The sequence below is a fragment of the Kineococcus terrestris genome, assembly GCF_041020755.1.
GTDB classification, from domain to species: Bacteria; Actinomycetota; Actinomycetes; order Actinomycetales; family Kineococcaceae; genus Kineococcus; species Kineococcus terrestris.
The window spans coordinates 1-19,655 of the sequence record NZ_JBEUEI010000052.1 but is presented as its reverse complement, the minus strand read 5'-3'; the positions used below and the strand labels follow the sequence as shown (position 1 = coordinate 19,655).

Genomic DNA, 19,655 nt, shown 5'->3' with positions numbered 1-19,655 from the left:
CGGCCGGCGCGAGCGGCGCCGGCCGCCGGCCGGGTCCCGGGGACCGCGCCCCCGGGCCCGGCGGCCGACCTCACAGCAGCGGCAGGTACCGCTGCAGCTCGAACGGCGTGACCTGCGAGCGGTAGTCGTGCCACTCCTGGCGCTTGTTGCGCAGGAAGAAGTCGAACACGCCCTCGCCGAGGGCCTCGGCGACCAGCTCGGAGCGCTCCATGATCGACACGGCGTGGTCCAGGCTCTGCGGCAGCGGCTCGATGCCCATCGCGCGCCGCTCGGCGTCGGTGAGCGACCAGACGTCGTCCTCGGCGCCGTCGGGCAGCTCGTAGCCCTCCTCGATGCCCTTCAGGCCCGCGGTCAGCAGCAGCGCGTACGCCAGGTAGGGGTTGGCCGCGGAGTCCAGCGCGCGGTACTCCACCCGCACCGACTGCCCCTTGCTGGGCTTGTACATCGGCACCCGCACCAGCGCCGAGCGGTTGTTGTGGCCCCAGCAGATGTAGCTGGGCGCCTCCCCGCCGGACCACAGGCGCTTGTAGGAGTTGACGAACTGGTTGGTGACGGCGGTGATCTCGGGGGCGTGGCGCAGCAGCCCGGCGATGAACTGCCGGCCCGTGGTGGACAGCTGGTACTCCGCGCCCGGCTCGTAGAAGGCGTTGGCGTCGCCGTCGAACAGGGACAGGTGGGTGTGCATCCCGGAACCGGGCTCACCGGCCAGCGGCTTGGGCATGAAGCTCGCGTACAGGCCCATCTCGCCGGCCACCTCCTTGATGACCGTGCGGAACGTCATGATGTTGTCCGCGGTGGCCAGGGCGTCGGCGTAGCGCAGGTCGATCTCGTTCTGCCCCGGCCCGCCCTCGTGGTGGCTGAACTCCACCGAGATGCCCATGCTCTCCAGCACCGAGATGGCGCTGCGGCGGAAGTCGTGGGTGGTGCCGCCGGGGAAGTTGTCGAAGTAGCCGACGTAGTCCACCGGCTCGGGCGCCGCGCCGCGCTCCAGGGGGCCCCGGAAGAGGTAGAACTCGATCTCGGGGTGCGTGTAGAAGGTGTAGCCGTTCTGGGCGGCCCGGTCCAGGGCGCGCTTGAGGACGTTGCGCGGGTCCGAGCGGGCCGGCTGCCCGTCCGGGGTGAGGATGTCGCAGAAGATGCGCGCGGTGCCGCGGTGCTCGTCGTCGTTGCGCCAGGGCAGCACCTGGAAGGTGGACGGCTCGGGCTTGAGCAGCATGTCCGACTCCGACACGCGCGAGAGGCCCTCGATGGCGGAGCCGTCGAAGCCGATGCCCTCGCCGAAGGCGCTCTCCAGCTCGGCCGGGGCGATGGCCACCGACTTCAGCGTCCCGATGACGTCGGTGAACCACAGCCGCACGAAGCGGATGTCGCGCTCCTCCAGCGTGCGCAGCACGAACTCCTGCTGGCGGTCCATGGCAGCTCTCCCGTCGACGTGCGCGGCGCCCGCTGGCGCCGTCCGGTCCCGGCCCGGTCGCGGCCCGGTCTCCGGCCCATCCTGGCGCACGGCCGGCGGGCGGCCGCACCCGCACGCGCCGCCGCCCGCGGGCCGGGAGCGCGGGACGGGACGGCGGGGCGGGCTGACTAGGCTGCCGGGCATGCCTCAGCTGCGGGTGGCCATGGCGCAGGTCGACACCACGGTCGGCGACCTGGCCGGCAACGTCCGGACGGTGCGGGAGTGGACGGCGCGCGCCGCGGCCGACGGCGCGCACCTGGTCCTGTTCCCCGAGACGGCCGTCACCGGCTACCCGGTGGAGGACCTGGCGCTGCGCAGCTCGTTCGTCCAGGCCTCGCGGCAGGCGCTGGGCCGGCTGGCCGCCGAGATCGCCGACGACGGCAACGGGGACGTGCCGGTCGTCGTCGGCTACGTCGACCGGGCCGAGCGCGACACCCGCCCGGCGGGCGCGGGCCGCCCGCGCGGGCTGCCGCAGAACTGCGCGGCCGTCCTGCACGGCGGCCGGGTGGTGGCCCGCTACGCCAAGCACCACCTGCCCAACTACGGCGTCTTCGACGAGTACCGCATCTTCGTGCCCGGCGACGAGCTGCTGGTGGTGCGGGTGCGCGGTGTCGACGTGGCCCTGGCCATCTGCGAGGACCTGTGGCAGGACGGCGGGCCGGTGCGCCAGGCCGCGGAGGCCGGCGCGGGGCTGCTCGCGGTCGTCAACGCCTCCCCGTACGAGCGCGACAAGGACGACGTGCGCCTGGAGCTGGTGGCCCGCCGCGCCCGCGAGGCCGGCTGCCCCGTCGCCTACGTCAACGCCGTGGGCGGGCAGGACGAGCTGGTCTTCGACGGCGACTCGCTGGTCGTGGCCCCCGACGGCGGCGTGCTGGCGCGCGGGCCGCAGTTCACCGAGCACCTGCTGGTGACCGACCTGGAGCTGGCAGCGGCCGACGGCGCGCCGGCGTGGGAGGAGGCGGTGAGCCGGGTGACGGTCTCCGCCGACCCGGTCCCGGCCTACGAGCCGCGCCCGGCCGAGCTGCGCGAGCCGCTGCCGGACGTGGAGGACGTCCACCACGCCCTCGTGCTGGGCCTGCGCGACTACGTGCGCAAGAACGGCTTCCGCTCGGTGGTGCTGGGCCTGTCCGGCGGGATCGACTCCGCGCTGGTGGCCTCCCTGGCGGTGGACGCGATCGGCGCCGACGCCGTGCACGGCATCGCGATGCCGTCGGTGTACTCCTCGCAGCACTCCCAGGACGACGCCGCGGAGCTGGCCCGCCGCACCGGCCTGCACCACCGGGTGCAGCCCATCGCGCCGATGGTCGAGGCGTTCCTGGCGAACGTGCCGCTGACGGGGGTGGCCGAGGAGAACCTGCAGGCGCGGGTGCGCGGCACGACCCTCATGGGGCTGGCCAACCAGGAGGGCCACCTGACGCTGGCCACGAGCAACAAGAGCGAGCTGGCGGTCGGGTACTCGACGCTGTACGGGGACTCCGTGGGCGGGTTCGCGCCGCTGAAGGACGTGCCCAAGACCCTCGTCTGGGAGCTGGCGCGCTGGCGCAACGCCGACGCCGAGCGCCGCGGCGAGCAGCCGCCCATCCCGGAGAGCACCATCACCAAGCCGCCGTCGGCGGAGCTGCGGCCCGGGCAGACCGACCAGGACTCCCTGCCGGACTACGCGGTCCTCGACGCGGTCCTGGAGGACTACGTCGAGGGCGACCTGGGCCGCTCCGAGCTGCTGGCGCAGGGCTTCGACGCGGAGGTCGTGGACTCGATCGTGACGCTGGTGGACCGCGCCGAGTGGAAGCGGCGCCAGTTCGCCCCCGGCACGAAGATCACCTTCAAGGCGTTCGGCCGCGACCGCCGCCTGCCCATCTCCAGCCGCTGGCGGGAGTCCGACGCGAGCGCCGCCGTCGCCGGGCCGGTGCACTCCACGCGGGCCGTGGAGGTGCCGCGGTGAGCGGGCCGGGCGGCGGGCCGGAGCCCGCGCCGCGGCGGCGCACCCGCGTGCACCACCTGCGCGAGTGGAAGGAGGCCGGACGGCGCTGGGCCATGCTGACCAGCTACGACGTGCTGACGGCGCAGGTGTTCGACGAGGCCGGCATCCCCGTCCTGCTCGTGGGGGACTCCGCGGGCGGCACGGTCCTGGGGCACCCCAGCACGCTGCCGGTGACGGTGGAGGACCTGCTGCCGATGGCCCGCGCCGTGGTGCGCGGCGCCCCGCACGCCCTCGTGGTGGCCGACCTGCCGTTCGGCTCCTACGAGGCCTCCGACGAGCAGGCCGTCGCCACGGGGGTGCGCTTCCTCAAGGAGGCCGGCGCGCACGCGGTGAAGCTGGAGGGCGGGGTGCGCAGCGCCTCGCGGGTGCGGGCGCTGGTGGCCGCCGGCGTGCCCGTCATGGGGCACGTGGGCTTCACCCCGCAGTCCGAGCACGCGCTGGGCGGCTACCGCGTCCAGGGCCGCGGCGACGCCGCCTCGGCGCTGCAGGCGGACGCCCGCGCGGTCGCCGAGGCGGGCGCCTTCGCGGTGGTGCTGGAGATGGTGCCCGCGGACCTGGCCACGGAGGTCAGCGAGTCGCTGAGCGTGCCCACCGTGGGCATCGGCGCGGGCGCCGGCTGCGACGCGCAGGTGCTGGTCTGGCAGGACTTCGCGGGCCTGACCGGGCGCACGCCCTCGTTCGTCAAGCACTACGCCGACCTGCGCGGCACCCTGCGCGAGGCCGCGCGCGCCTACGCCGACGACGTGCGCGCGCAGCGCTTCCCGGGGCCCGAGCACTCGTTCTGAGGCGGGCGCTCCCGCCGGCCGGCGGGCGGGGCGGCGTCAGTCGCCGCCACCACCCCCGCCGCCACCCCCGCCGTCACCACCGCCGCCGCCGGAGCAGTCCGACCAGCCGCCGGAGGACCCGGTGTCGCCGCCGTACCAGGCGGCGGAGGAGCCGCCGTCACCGCCGTACCAGGCGGCCGGCCCGGCACCGGCGCGGCCCCGGGCGCCCGGCCCGCGGGAGCGGCCGCGCCCCGAGCGCGCGGAGACGACCACGACCAGGACGACCAGCAGGAGCAGGAGCACGAGCGTCACGGCGACCACCCCGTCCCACCTCCCCGCCGCCGGCGGCGGCCCCGCGGGAGGTGCCGGCACCAGTGCAGCAGGCCGCGGTCGGCGTCGTCCAGCGGTTCGGCGCGGTGCCGCGACCGGGGCGGGAGGGCGGGCGCCGGTGACCGATGATGGGCCGGTGAGCGCCCCCGTCCCGGCCGCCGGACCGCTCCCGGCGGCCTCCCCCGACGAGCCCGCCGACCGGCCCGCCGACCGGCCCGCCGACCGGCCCGCGGACCGGCCCGCGGACCTGCCCTCGTACAAGCTGCGCCGGGGCCGGATGAGCGCCGCGCGCCGGGCCGCGCTGGCCGCCCACGCCGAGCGCTTCGCCGTCCCGGCCGGGGACGGGCCGCTGGACCTGGCGGCGCTGTTCGGGCCCGGCACGCCCGTGGTGCTCGAGGTCGGCTTCGGGATGGGCGAGACGACGCTGGCGATGGCGCAGGCCGACCCCGCCACGGGGCTGCTGGCCGCCGACGTGCACACCCCCGGGGTGGCCGCGCTGCTGCAGGGCCTGGCCGAGCGGGGCCTGGAGCACGTGCGGGTCGTGGAGGACGACGCCCGCCGGCTGCTGCGCCGGCGCCTGGCGCCCGGCTCGCTGGCCGGGGTGCGGGTCTTCTTCCCCGACCCCTGGCCCAAACCGCGCCACCACAAGCGCCGGCTGCTCGACGCCTCGTTCGCCGCGCTGGTGGCCGGGCGCCTGGCCCCCGGCGGGCTCCTGCACGTGGCGACCGACTGGGAGCCGTACGCCGAGCGCGTGGCCGGCGTGCTGGCGGCCGAGCCGGGGCTGGTGCTGGAGCAGGTGCGGCACGAGCCGCCCCCGTGGCGCCCGCGCACGCGCTTCGAGGCGCGCGGCCTGGCCCGCGGGCACGTGGTGACCGACCTGCTGGCCCGCCGGCCCGCGCCCTGAGGACGTTCCTCAGCGGGGCAGGGGCAGGTCGGGGGCGCGCTGGCGCACGACCTCCAGGGCGCGCTCGACGGCGCCGAGCACGACGACGTCCGCGCCCAGTCGGGAGGCGACGACCTGCGGGCGGGGCTCGTCGAGGAAGCGCGGCAGGCAGCGGTGCACGACGTCGAGCAGGGGCCCGGCGGAGGCGGCCACGGCGCCGGCGACGACGACGCGGGAGGTGTCCAGCAGGCTGGCCAGCGTGGCGACGACGCGGGTGAGGACCTCCCCGACCTCGTCGGCGACGGCCGCGGCGGCCGGGTCCCCGGCGGCCGCGGCCCCGAGGACCTCCTCGGCCCCGCGCCCGGTGCGGTCGCGCACGAGCTTGGCGATCCCGTCGGTGGAGCCGACGCCCTCGACGACGTCGAGGTAGCGCATCTCCCCCACCCCGCCGTGGGCACCGCGCAGCAGCCGGCCGTCCTCCACGACCCCGGCGCCGAAGCGCTCGCCGGCCAGGAGCGTCACGTGGCTGCGCGCCCCGCGCCCGCCGCCGCGGTGGTGCTCGGCGACGGCGGCGAGGTTGGCGTCGTTGTCCACCAGGACGTGCCAGCCCAGCTCGCGCTCCAGGTGGGCGGCGATGCCGGGGTTCATGTACGCCCAGTAGGGGTTGCCGGGGACGGTGGTGCGGCCGTCGGCGTCGACGGGCGCGGGCACGCCGACGACGGCGGTCAGGACGGCGGATGGCGCGGCGCCGGCCGCCGCCAGCGCGTCCAGGGCGGCGGTGCGCAGGACGGCGAGCCGCGCCGCCGGGTCGGCGCTCAGGTGGTCGGGGTCGGCGCGGCGGGCGACGGTGGCCAGCGGGGCGCCGCGCAGGTCGGCGACGCGCGCGCAGACGCGGTGGGCGCCGGCGTCGACGCCGAGGACGAGCCCGGCGCGCGCGGCCAGGGCGTAGCGGCGCGCGGGCCGGCCCTTGACGTAGCCGGCGGAGGCGCGGGCGTTCTCCAGCTCGCGCAGCCAGCCGCGCTCGATGAGCTCCTCGCACACGGCGTGCGCGGTGGCGCGCGACAGGCCCGTGGCGGCCATGAGGTCCGAGCCGGTGACGGCGCCGGACCCCGTGCCGGACCCGGCGTCCCACACGTGCAGCAGCACGCTGCGCAGGTTCTCCTCGCGCAGCCGGCGCACCGCGCTGGTGCCCGCGGCTCCCCCGCCGGCACCCGCCCCGGCACCCGCAGCGGGACCCCTGGTCCCGTCCGTCCGCACCGTCACCCTTGACCTCCTCGCCCGGCTGTGCGTCTACTTTAGTCACGGCCTTGATTTAGACGCCGCATCAATGACGACGCACCGGGAGGACGTGGCAGTGACGGACGTGCTGGAGGCGGGGAGCGCACCCGCGGCGCAGGACTCGACGCAGGGCTCGACGCGGGACCGCCGGGAGGACGGGGCGGCCACCTGGTGGCGCCAGGCCGTCGTCTACCAGGTGTACCCGCGCAGCTTCGCCGACGCCGACGGCGACGGCCTGGGCGACCTGGCCGGGGTGACCGCGCACGTGCCGCACCTGGCCCGCCTGGGCGTGGACGCCGTCTGGCTCAGCCCCTTCTACCCCTCGCAGCTGGCCGACGGCGGCTACGACGTCGACGACCACCGCGCCGTCGACCCCCGCCTGGGCACCCTGGAGCAGTTCGACGAGATGGTCGCCGCCCTGCACGGCGCGGGCATCAAGGTCGTCGTCGACATCGTGCCCAACCACTCCTCCGACCAGCACCGCTGGTTCCGCGAGGCCCTGGCCGCCGCGCCCGGCTCCCCCGAGCGCGACCGCTACGTCTTCGCCCGCGGCCGCGGCGAGCGCGGCGAGCTGCCGCCCAGCGACTGGACCGCGGTCTTCGGCGGCCCGGCGTGGGAGCACGTCGGCGACGGCGAGTGGTACCTGCACATGTTCGCCCCCGAGCAGCCGGACTGGAACTGGGCCAACCGCGAGGTGCGCGACGACTTCCTGCGCACGCTGCGCTTCTGGGCCGACCGCGGCGTCGACGGCTTCCGCGTCGACGTCGCCCACGCGCTGGCCAAGGACATGTCGCTGCCGCTGCCCACGGCCGCCGAGCTGGCCGCCGACGACCTGCCCGACGGCGCGCACCGCCTCACCGACCGCGACGAGGTCCACGAGATCTACCGCGAGTGGCGCGAGCTGTTCGACTCCTACGACCCGCCGCGCACCGCCGTGGCCGAGGCGTGGGTGCCCGCCCACCGCCGCGCCCGCTACGCCTCCCCCGAGGGCCTGGGGCAGGCCTTCAACTTCGACCTGCTGCAGGCCGACCCCGACGCGGCGACCTTCCGCCGGATCGTCGACGACAACCTGCGCCTGGCCCGGGAGTCCGGCGCCAGCTCCACGTGGGTGCTGTCCAACCACGACGTCGTGCGCCACGCCACCCGCTACGCCCTGCCGGCCGGCACCGACCTGCGCACCTGGCTGCTCAGCGGGGGCACGGACCCCGCCCCCGACCTCGCGCGGGGCCTGCGCCTGGCGCGCGCCGCGACCGCCTTCGTCCTGGCCCTGCCCGGCAGCGCCTACCTGTACCAGGGCGAGGAGCTGGGCCTGCCGGAGGTCGCCGACCTGCCCGCCGACGTGCTGCAGGACCCGACCTGGGTGCGCTCGGCCGGCGAGGACAAGGGCCGCGACGGGTGCCGGGTCCCGCTGCCGTGGTCGGCCGCCGCGCCGGCCCTCGGGTTCTCCTCCGGCACGCCGCACCTGCCGCAGCCGGAGCGGTTCGCCGGCCTCGCGGCCGACGTGCAGGAGGGCGACCCCTCGTCCACGCTGAGCTTCTACCGCGAGGCCCTCGCGGTCCGGCGGCGGCTGCGCGCGGAGGAGGAGCTCACCTGGGTCGACGGCACCGGTGACGGCGTCGTCGCGTTCACCCGGCCCGGCGGGTGGACGTGCGTGACGAACCTCGGCGACGAGGGCGTCGAGCTGCCCGGCGGGACGGTGGTGCTGACCAGCGGACCGCTCGACGGGCGGACCCTGCCCCCGGCCACGACCGCCTGGCTCGTGACCGGGACCGCCGCCCGCTGAGCGGGCGCGGGGCCGCCGGCACCCGCCGGCGGCCCCACCAGCACCCAGCACCACGCAGCACCACCCAGCACCACCCCGCCGGCGACGGCGCCGGCGGGGTCCCCGACACGGGAGGGACGACGACGTGCTACCCCCAGGACACCTCAGCCGCCGCTCGCTGCTGGCCGCGGGCGCCGGCGGGCTCGCGCTGACGGCCGCCGGCTGCGGCGCCGGGTCCGGCGGGTCCGGGCCCGATCCGGTCCGCTTCTTCCAGAACAAGCCGGAGGTCATCGGCTACTTCGGCGACCTCGTCGCCGAGTTCAACGCCTCCCAGGACGGCGTGCGGGCCGTGCACGACTCCTCGCAGACCGCCCTGGTCCCGCAGTTCGTGCGCAACCAGCCGCCGGACCTGGCGGCCTGGAACTACACCCTCGAGGTCGGCAACTACGTCGCCACCGGCGTCCTGACGGACCTGTCGGACCTGCCCGAGGCGCAGCGCGTCGACCCGCAGTACCAGGACCTGGTCGACCAGTTCGCGACCAACGAGGGCGAGACGAACGTCCTGCCCTACTCGGTCGCCTCCGCGGGCGTCATCTACAACCAGGACCTCTTCGAGCGCTTCGACGTGGCCGTCCCGACCACCTGGAGCGAGCTGCTCGCCGCGTGCGAGACGTTCGCCGCGGCCGACGTCACCCCGCTCTACAGCACCTACGCGGAGACGTGGACGATCTCGCAGGGGCTCTTCGACTACTGCACGGGCAGCGCCCTGGACGTCGCCGGGTTCTTCGCCGACCTGCGCGAGCTGGGGCCCGACGCCGGCCCGGACGCCGAGGTGTCCTTCTCGAACCAGTTCCGCGAGCCGGTGGAGAAGATGCTGCAGCTGGCGGCGTTCTCCAACCGCGACGCGGCCAGCCGCGACTACGCCGACGGCAACCTGGCCTTCGGCCGCGGCGAGGCCGCCATGTACTTCCAGGGGCCGTGGGCGCTGGGCGAGCTGGAGAAGGTCGATCCCGACCTGCGCTTCGGCACCTTCCCGCTGCCGATGACCGAGGACCCGTCCGAGGCGCGCGCCCGCGTCAACCTCGACCTGGCCCTGTGGATCCCCACGGCCTCCTCCTACCAGGGCGCGGCGCGCGAGATGCTCCAGTGGCTCATGCAGGACGAGGTCATCGCCCGGTACAACGCCGACAACCTGGCCACGTCCCCGCTGCTGGACGCGCAGCCGCTGGAGGACCCGCGCCTGGTCGGCCTCCAGGAGGCGCTGCAGGAGGGCCGCATCTACCAGGGCGCCAACACCTACGTCCCGCTGACCATCCCGCTGAGCAACTACCTGCAGGAGGCGGTGCGCTCCGGCGACGCCGAGACGTTCCTGCGGCGCCTCGACGAGGACTGGGCGCGCCTGGCGACGCGCTCGGCCGCCTGAGGCCGACGCCTCCCCCCCACCCCCGTCCACCACGGACCGAAGGAGCTCTCGTGGCCACGATCCCCAGCCGGCAGGCGCCCGCCCGCCGGGCCCCCGGCACCGGCCCGGACGGCGCCGCGCGCGACGGCGTCGCCGTCGTGCGGCAGCGCCGCACGCCGGTCGACCGGATGTTCTACGTCTTCCTGCTGCCGGCCGTGGCCCTGTTCACGGCCTTCATCACCCTGCCCGCGGTCGCGGGCGCCGCCGTCAGCCTCACGAACTACGTCGGCTACGGCGACTGGGAGTTCATCGGGCTGGCCAACTACGCGGTCCTGTTCACCGACCCGAACGTCCGCTCCGCCTACGCCTTCACCATGGGCTTCGCCGTCGTCACCGTCGTGCTGGTCAACGTGGTCGCGCTGGCCCTGGCCCTCGGCCTCAACGCGCGCATCAAGTTCAAGACGGCGCTGCGCGGGGTGTTCTTCATCCCGATGGTCGTCTCCGGCATCGTCATCGCCTTCGTCTTCAACTACCTGCTGTCCTCCTCGGTGCCGGCGATCGCCTCCTCGCTCGGGATCACGGGTCTGCAGGAGAGCATCCTGGCCAACCCGGACCTGGCGTGGCTCGGCGTCGTCCTCGTCACCGCCTGGCAGGCGGTCCCCAGCGCGCTGATCATCTACCTGGCGGGCCTGCTGGCCGTGCCCGAGGAGGTGTACGAGGCCGCCGCCCTGGACGGCGCCAGCGCCTGGCGGCAGTTCGCGTCCATCACGCTTCCGCTGGTGGCCGGCTACGTCGTCATCAACACCGTGCTCGGCTTCAAGAACTTCCTCAACGCCTACGACATCATCGTGGGTCTGACCGACGGCGGTCCCGGCACCGCGACGCGCAGCGTCGCCATGACGATCTTCACCGGGTTCACCAGCGGCGACTACGCCTACCAGATGGCCAACGCGGTCGTGTTCTTCGTCCTGACCGTCGTCATCTCCGTCCTGCAGCTGCAGATCATCCGACGTCGAGGGGTGTCGCTCTGATGGCCACCACCGGGTTCACCACCGACCCCGCCACCGTCTCCGCCGCGGCCAGGGGCGCGAAGCCGCGCCGCTCCGTGGAGGTCGTCGGCGACCGCCGCCGCTTCCGCGGCTGGGGGCTGACCGCGCTGCTCGCGCTGGCCTCCCTGTCGGTGCTCGTGCCGCTGTACTTCGCGGTCGTCATGGCGTTCAAGACGCCCGAGCAGGCCGTGGCCGGCACCGGCTTCGCCCCGCCGTGGCCCCTGAACTGGGGCAGCTTCGTCGACGCCTGGACGCTCACCGGGTTCGCCCGCGCCTTCGCGGTGTCCGCGGCCGTCAGCGTCGTCACCGTGGCCGGCACGCTCGTCCTGGCCTCGTGGGCGTCCTTCGCCATCGCCCGCAACTGGGACCGGCGCCTGTTCCGCTGGTCGTACGTCTACCTGCTGGCGGCGATGTTCATCCCGTTCCCCGTCGTGGCGCTGCCGCAGGTGAAGCTGACCAGCTGGCTGGCGCTGGACAACCCCGGCGGCGTCGCCCTGCTGCACGTGCTGTTCCAGCTGTCCTTCAGCGTGCTGCTGTACTCGGCGTTCCTGCGCTCCATCCCCGCCGAGCTGGAGGAGAGCGCCCGCATCGACGGCGCCAGCACGTGGCAGGTGTTCTGGAAGCTGATCTTCCCGCTGCTGGCACCCATGAACGCCACCGTCGGCATCTTCGCGTTCCTGGCCAGCTGGAACGACTTCATGATGCCCTCGCTGATCACCGCCGACCAGAGCCTGCAGACGATCCCCGTCGTGCAGAAGATCTTCCAGCTGGCGTTCTCCACCGACTACAACGTGGCGTTCGCCTCGTACCTCATGGCGATGGCGCCGACGATCCTCGTCTACGTCTTCGCCCAGCGCTGGGTGCTCTCGGGGGTGACGCGCGGCGCGATCAAGTGACCCGCGGCGCGCTCAGGTGACGCGCTCGGGGGCGGCGGTCGCGGCGGCCAGCAGCCACGCCGCGACCTCCTCCCCCGCCGCCGCGCCGGCGGCCGCGGTCAGCCGCGCCGGCCCGTCCCAGCCGGCGGCGAACAGCTCCCCGTGGCGGGGGCGGCGGGCGTCGCGCGCCGCGCGCAGCAGGTCCACGTCGAGCAGGGAGTCTCCGGCGGCGACGAACCCGTCCGCGCCCAGGCGCGCGGCGACCTCGGCGACCGCGGCGGACTTCGTCAGCGGCCGCGGCACGGCGTAGAGCTTGCGGCCCTGCAGGGAGACGGTGTGCCCCCAGCCGTCCAGCAGGGCCGTCAGCTCGCCCAGCCGCGAGCCCTCCAGGTGCTCGCGCTGCCCCTCGCGCAGCACCGCGTAGCAGAACAGCCGGTCCACGGCCCGCACCGCCGGCGCCTGCGAGCCGGGGACGGCGGCGTGCAGGTCGGCGGCCAGCCGGACCAGCGCCGCGCGCGCGCGCTCGACCGGCGCGCAGCCGGCGAGCACCTCCTCGACGCGCCGCGCCCACGCGGCGTCCGGCACGCCGTCCCGCAGCAGCACGCCGCCGTTGGCGGTGACCGCCCAGCGGGGCGCCGGGCCGGGCCAGCGCAGCCGCGCGTACTGCTCGCTCGTGCGGGTCGTGACCGGGACGAAGGCGCCCGTGGCGACCAGCCGGCCCAGCAGCTCCCACGCGCGCGGCGTCACCCAGGAGATCGTCTCGCCGCGGTACTCCTCGACGGGGACCAGGCCGGCCACGTCGGCGCGCGCCGAGCGGCGGGAGAAGACGAGGGTCTGGTCCAGGTCGCTGGCCGCCAGCGGGCCGCTCACGCGCGCACCGCCCGCCCGTCGGCGCCCGTGGCCCCGCGCGTGTACCGCGGGTGGACCAGGCCGACGGCGCTGTACGCCAGCCCCGGGACCTCCTCCACCGGCACGCCGCGCTCGTCGGCCAGCAGCCGCACGTGCGCCAGGTCCCCCGGGTGCTCCAGCTCCGCGTCCGGGCGCACCAGCACCCGCCACGGCACCCGCCGCAGCAGCACCCGCGTCGTCTCCCCCACACCGGGCTTGACGAGGTTCACGTCGCCGATCCCGTACGCCGCCGACAGCTCCTCCACGGCCCGCCAGCCGGTGAAGGTGGCGGTGCGGTCCCCGGCGCGCACCGCGTCCGCGGCGGCCGGGACCTCCGCGGCCACCTCGCCGAAGCGGGCGGTCACGGCGTCCAGGAAGGCGCCGGACACGTCGTCGGCGGCGAGGTCGCGGTAGTGCTTGGCGCCGTGGAACTGCCACGGCGCCAGCAGGCGGTCGTTGAGGACGGTGCGGCTGACCAGCCCGGAGACCGTGGAGTTCAGGCACGCCGAGGGCACGAGCCAGTCGCCGCGGCCGCCGAAGGTGCGCACGCAGGCGCCGGGGTCGGCGAGCACCGCCAGGTCGTCGGAGAACCCGGGCACCGGCGCGGCCGCGAGGGCCGCGGACAGCTCCCGCACGATCGCGCCCTTGCCGGTCCAGCCGTCGACGAACACGACCCGCGCGGGGTCGTGGTGCTCGGCCAGCCAGCGCAGCGCGGCCACGTCGACGCCGCGGCCGCGCACGATGGACACGGCGAAGTGCGGCCAGTCCAGGTGCAGCCGCTGCGCGGCCCAGCGGCGCAGCAGGACGCCGACGGGCGTGCCCGCGCGGGCCAGCGAGGCCAGGACGACCTGCTCGCCGCGCTCGGCGCGCAGCAGCTCGGCGACCACGCCCACCCCGAGGGCCGTGCGGCGGGCCGAGCGGCGCAGCGCCTCCTCGTACAGGGCCCGGTACGCGGGGCCGGGGCGGTGCTCCACGGGCAGCGACTCGGCGTAGTGCGCGCCGCCGGACTGCACGGCCTCCTCCCGCTCCTCCACCGGCGCCTCCAGCGCCGCGCCCGACAGGTCGGTCAGCAGCCAGCCGACCTCGTCGGGGGCGTAGGAGCCGAAGGCGGGCCCGCGCAGCGGCTGGGGCGGGCGCCGCGGGACGCCGGGGCCGGCGGAGGTGGTCGTGCTGGTCACGGAACGAGCTCCCGGGCGTCGGCGGGCAGGTGGACGAGCAGCAGGTGCCCGGCGGACGGGCGCAGGGCGGCCAGCGGGCCGCCGGGGGCCAGCAGCGCCGCGCGCGGGGACGCGGTGTCGGCGACGAGGACGCACGCCGCCCAGCGCCGCCCCCCACCGGGGCCCCCGGGGACGTTGTGGGCGTAGCGGGGCCCGGGGCCGTCGACGGGGCGGTCGGTGCTGGGCAGCGCCAGCGACGTGCGCACGGCGTACCCGGGATCGTCGACGGCCGGCACGGGCGAGCGCGTCGTGGAGGAGACCAGGACCCGGGCGCCGGGCACCAGCGCGGGCAGCCGGCCGGCCAGGGCGGCGGCGACGCGCTGCGGGACGTCCAGGAGCTCCTCGGTGGCGAGCACCAGGACCTCCCGCGGCCCGGGGCGGCCGGCCAGCCGCGGCGCCAGCTCCCTGGCCAGCCGCCCGGCCACCTCCTCGCACGCGGCCGCCACCCGGGAGCCGTCGGCCGCGGACGTCCCGGCCCGGCCGGTCACCGGCAGGCCGTCCGGCCAGCCGCCGTCGAGGACGGCGACGTCGCCCGGGCCGCCGGGGTCCTCGCGGTCCTCGGCGGCCGGCACCGGCGGTGGGGCCGCCGCGGCGGCCAGGGCCGCGCCGCGGGCCAGGACGTCCGCCGGCAGGTGCACGCGCCCCCGGGCCAGCGCCACGACGTCCACGCGCGCGCCCAGCTCCGCGCCCAGCGCCTCCAGCACCGCGCGGTCGGCGTCCGAGCGCACGTCCAGCAGCCCGGCGACGACGTAGCGGCGGCGGGCCGTGCGCGCGTGCAGGACCCGCAGGGTGTTCGCCACGGTGCGGCCGGTGGACAGCTCGTCGTCGACCAGGACCAGCGGCACCCGCGGGTCGCCGAGGGCGGCCAGCACCTGCGGGTCGGCGGCCAACACCTGGTGCCCGGTGGCGTGCGAGTGCTCCTCCTCGAACGCGGCCGCGTCCACGGCCCCCGGCACGGACCGGCGGGTGGAGTGCAGGCACGCGCAGCCCAGCGCCTGCGCCACCCCGTGCCCCAGCCCCGTCGCCGTCTCGGCGTAGGCCAGGACGAGGGCGTGCGGCGCGCGCGGCGGCGGGGCCAGGAGGCTCGCCAGGGCGCTCGCCGCGGCGGCGCCGTCCCCGGCCAGGGCCGCGCGCCACAGCGCCGGCGAGGGACCGGGCGCGGCACCGCCGGCGTCGAGGGCGTCGCCCACGAGGTGCCCCAGCCGCAGCGCCGCCGCGCGCACCAGCCGCGGGTCGGTGGGCACGTGCTTGCCCAGGACGGTGGAGACCAGCAGGTGCGCGCGGCGCGGGTTGCGGCGCAGCGCCAGGCCGACGAGGTCGTGCGCGCCCAGCCCGTCGGCGCCGCCGGCGTCCTCCAGCCGGACCCCGAGCCACCGCGCCACCCACGTCCCGCTCCAGACCGGGGCGCCGAGCGCGCCCGCCGCGCTCACCCGGCCACCGGCCCGGCCGCCCGCCCGGCGCGGTGCGCTTCGTCCTGCGCCTGCAGCACGTGCACGTAGGTGACGTCCTCGCGCGCCACGCCGAACGCGCCCGCGCGCGCCAGGACGCGCTCGGCCCAGGGACGGTGCGGGCCCGCCTCGTTCATCTTGTTGCGGTAGCTGGAGGCCATCGCCCCGCCCCCGGGCGCGCGCACGATGTCGACCGCGTCGCAGAAGTCCTCGTGCGTGACCACCGACAGGGCGTGCACCACCGCCACGTGCGAGGGGTGGATGACCGTCTTGCCCTGCAGGCCGTTGACCCGGTCCAGCTCCAGCTCGCGCACCAGGCCGTCCAGCCCGGCCTCCTCCAGCCGCCGGCGCAGCTGCTCGGCGCCGGACTCCTCGAACGGCCCGGCGTCCAGCGCCGAGCGCACGACGCGCTCGCCCGAGGTGAAGTGCTCCCACACGGGCGCGGTGATCGGGTACCCGGACCCGTCGGCGCGGCCCAGGACGTTGACGACGTCGCCCAGCACGTCGGCCACGACCCGCACGTCCCACACCGTGCGCCCCCGGGGCCGGCGCAGCCCGTAGGCCGCCGACAGGTCGGTGGCGCCGGTGCGCACGGCCAGGACGAGGTCGCGGTGCTCGTCCAGGACGTCGCGCACGGCCAGCAGGGCGGCCTGCCGGGTGTCCAGGTGGGCGATGTCGCGGCTCTCCAGCACCGGCATCGCCCACAGCCGGCGCCCGGCCAGCTCGCCCGCGCGGCGCACCGCGGCCAGCCACCGCTCCGGCTCCGGCTGCCGGGACCCGCCGAACTTCGGCACGACGAACCCCAGCAGGCAGTCCAGGCCCTCCCCGCTGCGCTCGACGACCCGCAGCAGCTGCTCGGGGGTGCGCGCGCGCACGAACAGCATCATCGGGGGCCGCTCGCGCCACTGCGGGGAGCGCGCCAGGCCGGCCAGCTCGCGCACCAGGGTGTCCTCGGCCTCGGCGACGCGCCCGTCGGGCACCGAGTCCTCCAGGCAGGCCACCGCGCTGAGCACCCCGCGCGAGGCCAGGCCCAGCAGGTCCCCGGCCAGGCGCTGGCGGGTCGCCGGGCAGTACAGGGTGGCGCCCAGCGCGACGGCCAGCTCGTCGCGGTCGCCCGCGAGGTCGACGTCCCGCGGCGGGGCGTGGAAGAGCCGCTCGACGGTGCCGGCGTCGAGGGCGGAGAAGTGCCGCACCCTCAGCGCCGGCGGGCGCCGGGACCGGCCGGGACGGCGGTGCTCACAGGTGCGGCCGCACGGCGGGCAGCAGGTCGCCGAACGTGCGGCCCGAGGCGGTCTGGCCGATCGCCGTCATCGCCCAGCCCTCGCCCTGGCGGGTCAGCTTGGCCATGACCTGCGCCGTGTGCCGCCCGGCCCCGGACAGCTCGTAGCGGGCCAGCTCGACCTCCTGCGGGCCGGCCGCGTCGACCAGGCGGCAGAACGCGTTCTCGATCGAGGAGAAGTCCTGCCCGGTGAAGCTGTTCACGGTGAAGACCACCGACGCGACGGCGGCCGGGACGGCGGACAGGTCCACGACGATCCGCTCGTCGTCGCCCTCACCGGCGCCGGTGAGGTTGTCGCCGGTGTGCTGCACCGACCCGTCGCGGCTGCGCAGCTGCTGGAACCACACCTGGTCCACCAGCTCGCCGCGCGCGTCGAACAGCAGCGCGGAGGCGTCCAGGTCGACGTCCACGGACTTGCGCCGGCCCAGGAACCCGCGGGCCACCGCGTCCCAGCCCAGCCCCATGAAGACGCGGGTCAGCCGGCCGCCGCCGGACTTCTGAAGGCTCAGCGTCTGGCCCTTGCTGAGGCTGACCGCCATCGCTCCTCCTGCGGGTCGTCGTGGTCGTCGTGGTCGTCGTGGTGGTGCCCGTGGTCGTGCCGGTGGCCGCGCCGGGTCTCGCTCCGGTCACGGCCCCGGGTCAGCTTGCCACCCCCGCGGGCGCCGCCCTCACGAGGCGCGGGGGACGGTGCCCGTGGGGTCCCAGTCGACGTCGAAGCCGTACGCGGCGGCGACCTCGGCGGCCGGCCCGGTGAACCACTCGGCCTCGCGGCGCACCACGAGGTCACCGGCCACGTCGTGCACCGACAGCAGCGCGCACGTGCGCGCGCCCGGGGCCGGCGCGCCCGCCCACGCCTGCAGGCGGCTGCCGTCGCGCCGGCGCAGCGTCACGTGCGGGTCCAGCGCGGCCCAGTCCGGGGCGCCGCGGGTGCCGTGCAGGAACAGGACCACGCGCCGCAGCACGTCGAGGTGACGGGTGTCGACCAGCAGCTCCTCGCCCTCCTCCTCGGTGCGCGGCCCCAGCCGCAGCACCTGGCGGGTGCCGTACCCCGGGGCGGCGAGGAACCCGCCGAGGGCCTGCACCGACCCGCTGTGCCCGTCGCGGGTCTCCCACAGGCAGCCCAGGTGCACGTCGGTGCTGCGGCGCAGCCCGCCGGCGCTGACCTGCGGCGTCCAGCGCAGCGCGATGCGCAGCGTCCCGCCGGTGCGGGCGGCGGCCGGGAGGGTCGTGACCGGGGAGCCGTCGTCCAGGACGGTGCGGGTCTCCGCCGCGCGCGCCCGCCCCACCTCCGGCGCGGGCACCGGCGCGGGCACCGGCGCGGGCTCCGGCGCGGGCTCCGGGGACGGCGCCGGCCGCGGGGCGGGGGACGGTGCCGGGCGCGGCGCCGGCCGGGCCGCTGGGGCCGCCGGGGCCGCCGGGGACGGCGGGGGCGCCGGGCGGGTGGTCGGCTGCGGGCGGGGCGCCGGCTGCGGGGGCCGGGGCGCCGCTCGCGGCGGGTGCAGGTGGTCGGCCAGCGTGCGGGCGCTGCGCCGCGGGCCCGGGCGCCCCAGGAAGGTGTGCACCGCCTCGTCCGGCCGCCCGCCGCCCGCCACTCCCGCTCCCCTCGTCGTGCCGGTCCAGGACGGCCCCGCGCCGCCCCGCGCGCCGGTCAGCGGCCGGCGGCCGCCTGCTCGTGCTGCGCGGGCTCCCCGCCCTCCGCCCCGACGCGCGCGTCCTCCGGGTGGCGGCGGTTGTGCACGATCGAGGAGACAAGCGCGGAGACGATGAACGCCAGCCCGACCAGGCCCGTGACGACCTCCGGGACCTCCACCTCGATGCTCAGCAGCAGGATGACGGCCAGGGCGCCGATGGCCCACAGCGCGCCGTTCTCCAGGTACGGGTACTGCGCCAGCGTCCCCTCGCGCACCAGGTGCACCGTCATCGAGCGGATGTACATCGCGCCGATGCCCAGGCCGAGGGCGATGACGATGGGGTCGGAGGTGATGGCGAACGCGCCGACGACGCCGTCGAAGGAGAACGAGGCGTCCAGGACCTCCAGGTACAGGAAGAGGAAGAACGCCGCCTTGCCGGTGGCCTTCGCCGCCGCGGTCGGCCGGCTCGTGCCGCCGCGCGCCGGCACCGCCGCGCCGCCGCCGTCCAGCGGCGTCGCGCGCTCACCGTCAGCGCGCTCGCCCGCCGGCGCGTCCTCGTCGTGCCCGACGTGCTCCTCGACGTTGAACAGCTCGCCCAGGCCGTTGACGAGCAGGTACGTCAGCATGCCCGCCAGGCCCGCGGCCAGCACCGTGCGCCCGTGCTCGGTCGCGAACGTCTCGGCCACCACGAGCAGGACGGCGGAGGCGACGACCACGTTCACGGCCTGCAGGCGCCCCACGCGCTCCAGCAGGCGCTCCAGCGGCGCCAGCCAGTGGTGCTCCTTCTCGCCGAACACGAAGCCCAGGAAGAGCATCAGCAGGAACATCCCGCCGAAGGCCGCGATCGTGGGGTGCGCCTGGTTGAGCTCGTAGCCGTAGGTGCCGGGCTCCTCCGGCGACCCGCCCGCCAGCGCCAGGCGCACGGTCTCGACCGGGCCGAGGCCCGCGGTGACGCTGACCAGCAGGATCGGGAAGACCAGCCGCATGCCGAAGACGGCGATGACGATGCCGACCGTCAGGAAGATCCGCTGCCAGAACTCGCTCATGCGCTGCAGCACCGTGGCGTTCACGACGGCGTTGTCGAAGGAGAGGCTGACCTCCAGGACGCCGAGGATCGCCACCAGCGCCAGGGCCTGCAGGGCCCCCGTCCCGGAGCCGCTGCCGTACCAGGCGGCGAGCACGAGGCCCACCGCGGTGACGCCGAACGACCAGCCGTAGGTCTTGAGGATCACGCGCCTGCTCTTCCCAGGGGTACCGGTGCCCGCGGACGCGGGCGACGACGCAGCTTGGCAGCCGGTCGCGGGCACGGCCAGCCGGCGCGCGCGCGTGCGGGCGGGGGGGGGGGGGGGGGGGGGGGGGGGGGGGGGGGGGGGGGGGGGGGGGGGGGGCGCGGGGGGCCGCGGCCTCGCGCCCGG

The 19,655-nt window shown here is 76.6% G+C and carries 15 protein-coding genes and 1 pseudogene; 7 read left to right on the top strand and 9 right to left on the bottom strand.

What is annotated here, in order from left to right; all coding sequences use genetic code 11:
- Window positions 1-70 precede the first annotated feature (70 nt).
- Window positions 71-1,414 carry a glutamine synthetase family protein gene (locus tag AB8M62_RS19280; protein ID WP_369054746.1) on the bottom strand — a complete coding sequence of 448 codons (1,344 nt, stop codon included), beginning with the start codon at window positions 1,412-1,414 and terminating at the stop codon, window positions 71-73.
- A gap of 181 nt (window positions 1,415-1,595) precedes the next feature.
- Here AB8M62_RS19280 and AB8M62_RS19275 point away from each other — a divergent pair, with 181 nt between their 5' ends.
- Both AB8M62_RS19275 and panB read left to right on the top strand, forming a co-directional pair.
- Window positions 1,596-3,395: an NAD+ synthase gene (locus tag AB8M62_RS19275; protein WP_369070572.1), complete on the top strand. Its 1,800-nt coding sequence runs from the start codon at window positions 1,596-1,598 to the stop codon at window positions 3,393-3,395.
- The gene (gene panB, locus AB8M62_RS19270; RefSeq protein WP_369054742.1) at window positions 3,392-4,219 is read left to right on the top strand and encodes a 3-methyl-2-oxobutanoate hydroxymethyltransferase; all 828 of its coding nucleotides are present in this window, start codon (window positions 3,392-3,394) and stop codon (window positions 4,217-4,219) included. Before AB8M62_RS19275 ends, panB begins: the two co-directional genes overlap by 4 nt.
- Before the next feature lie 36 nt (window positions 4,220-4,255).
- On the opposite strand, the gene AB8M62_RS19265 is transcribed toward panB, so the two are convergent.
- Entirely contained in the window at window positions 4,256-4,519 is a 264-nt protein-coding gene (locus AB8M62_RS19265) for a hypothetical protein (protein WP_369070571.1), read from the bottom strand.
- A 145-nt stretch (window positions 4,520-4,664) separates the two neighbouring features.
- On the opposite strand from AB8M62_RS19265, the gene trmB reads away from it, so the two are divergent.
- Window positions 4,665-5,432 carry a tRNA (guanosine(46)-N7)-methyltransferase TrmB gene (gene trmB / locus AB8M62_RS19260; RefSeq protein ID WP_369070570.1) on the top strand — a complete coding sequence of 256 codons (768 nt, stop codon included), beginning with the start codon at window positions 4,665-4,667 and terminating at the stop codon, window positions 5,430-5,432.
- A gap of 9 nt (window positions 5,433-5,441) precedes the next feature.
- Here trmB and AB8M62_RS19255 read toward each other — a convergent pair whose 3' ends face one another.
- Window positions 5,442-6,674 carry an ROK family protein gene (locus tag AB8M62_RS19255; RefSeq protein ID WP_369054737.1) on the bottom strand — a complete coding sequence of 411 codons (1,233 nt, stop codon included), beginning with the start codon at window positions 6,672-6,674 and terminating at the stop codon, window positions 5,442-5,444.
- Window positions 6,675-6,765: 91 nt separating this feature from the next.
- On the opposite strand from AB8M62_RS19255, the gene AB8M62_RS19250 reads away from it, so the two are divergent.
- From AB8M62_RS19250 to AB8M62_RS19235, 4 genes are all read left to right on the top strand, one after another.
- The gene (locus tag AB8M62_RS19250) at window positions 6,766-8,472 is read left to right on the top strand and encodes a glycoside hydrolase family 13 protein (protein WP_373695013.1); all 1,707 of its coding nucleotides are present in this window, start codon (window positions 6,766-6,768) and stop codon (window positions 8,470-8,472) included.
- A gap of 124 nt (window positions 8,473-8,596) precedes the next feature.
- Window positions 8,597-9,874, top strand: coding sequence for an ABC transporter substrate-binding protein (locus tag AB8M62_RS19245; protein WP_369070569.1), 1,278 nt, complete (start codon window positions 8,597-8,599; stop codon window positions 9,872-9,874).
- A 50-nt stretch (window positions 9,875-9,924) separates the two neighbouring features.
- Window positions 9,925-10,884: a carbohydrate ABC transporter permease gene (locus AB8M62_RS19240; RefSeq protein ID WP_373695012.1), complete on the top strand. Its 960-nt coding sequence runs from the start codon at window positions 9,925-9,927 to the stop codon at window positions 10,882-10,884.
- Window positions 10,884-11,798: a carbohydrate ABC transporter permease gene (locus tag AB8M62_RS19235; protein WP_369054735.1), complete on the top strand. Its 915-nt coding sequence runs from the start codon at window positions 10,884-10,886 to the stop codon at window positions 11,796-11,798. The genes AB8M62_RS19240 and AB8M62_RS19235 overlap by 1 nt, the downstream gene beginning before the upstream one ends.
- Before the next feature lie 12 nt (window positions 11,799-11,810).
- Here AB8M62_RS19235 and AB8M62_RS19230 read toward each other — a convergent pair whose 3' ends face one another.
- The 6 genes and pseudogenes from AB8M62_RS19230 to AB8M62_RS19205 all read right to left on the bottom strand — a co-directional run bounded on the left by AB8M62_RS19230 (window position 11,811) and on the right by AB8M62_RS19205 (window position 19,472).
- Window positions 11,811-12,647, bottom strand: a complete 837-nt coding sequence (locus AB8M62_RS19230) for an HAD family hydrolase (RefSeq protein ID WP_369070568.1) — start codon at window positions 12,645-12,647, stop codon at window positions 11,811-11,813.
- A pseudogene (locus AB8M62_RS19225) lies at window positions 12,644-15,264 on the bottom strand (phosphoribosyltransferase domain-containing protein). The gene AB8M62_RS19230 and the pseudogene AB8M62_RS19225 overlap by 4 nt, the downstream one beginning before the upstream one ends.
- A 44-nt stretch (window positions 15,265-15,308) precedes the next feature.
- Window positions 15,309-16,523, bottom strand: a complete 1,215-nt coding sequence (locus AB8M62_RS19220) for an HpcH/HpaI aldolase/citrate lyase family protein (protein WP_369054732.1) — start codon at window positions 16,521-16,523, stop codon at window positions 15,309-15,311.
- A 43-nt stretch (window positions 16,524-16,566) separates the two neighbouring features.
- On the bottom strand, window positions 16,567-17,148 hold the full coding sequence (locus AB8M62_RS19215) for a TerD family protein (RefSeq protein WP_369054730.1): 582 nt from the start codon (window positions 17,146-17,148) through the stop codon (window positions 16,567-16,569).
- Between the two features lie 129 nt (window positions 17,149-17,277).
- Window positions 17,278-17,922, bottom strand: a complete 645-nt coding sequence (locus AB8M62_RS19210) for a hypothetical protein (RefSeq protein WP_369070567.1) — start codon at window positions 17,920-17,922, stop codon at window positions 17,278-17,280.
- Window positions 17,923-18,257: 335 nt separating this feature from the next.
- Window positions 18,258-19,472, bottom strand: a complete 1,215-nt coding sequence (locus AB8M62_RS19205) for a DUF475 domain-containing protein (protein ID WP_369054727.1) — start codon at window positions 19,470-19,472, stop codon at window positions 18,258-18,260.
- Between the last annotated feature and the right edge of the window lie 183 nt (window positions 19,473-19,655).

Coding starts and splice junctions, on each gene's coding strand:
- AB8M62_RS19280 (WP_369054746.1), bottom strand. CDS start 1,414: ATGGACCGCCAGCAGGAGTTCGTGCTGCGCACGCTGGAGGAGCGCGAC.
- AB8M62_RS19275 (WP_369070572.1), top strand. CDS start 1,596: ATGCCTCAGCTGCGGGTGGCCATGGCGCAGGTCGACACCACGGTCGGC.
- AB8M62_RS19235 (WP_369054735.1), top strand. CDS start 10,884: ATGGCCACCACCGGGTTCACCACCGACCCCGCCACCGTCTCCGCCGCG.
- AB8M62_RS19215 (WP_369054730.1), bottom strand. CDS start 17,148: ATGGCGGTCAGCCTCAGCAAGGGCCAGACGCTGAGCCTTCAGAAGTCC.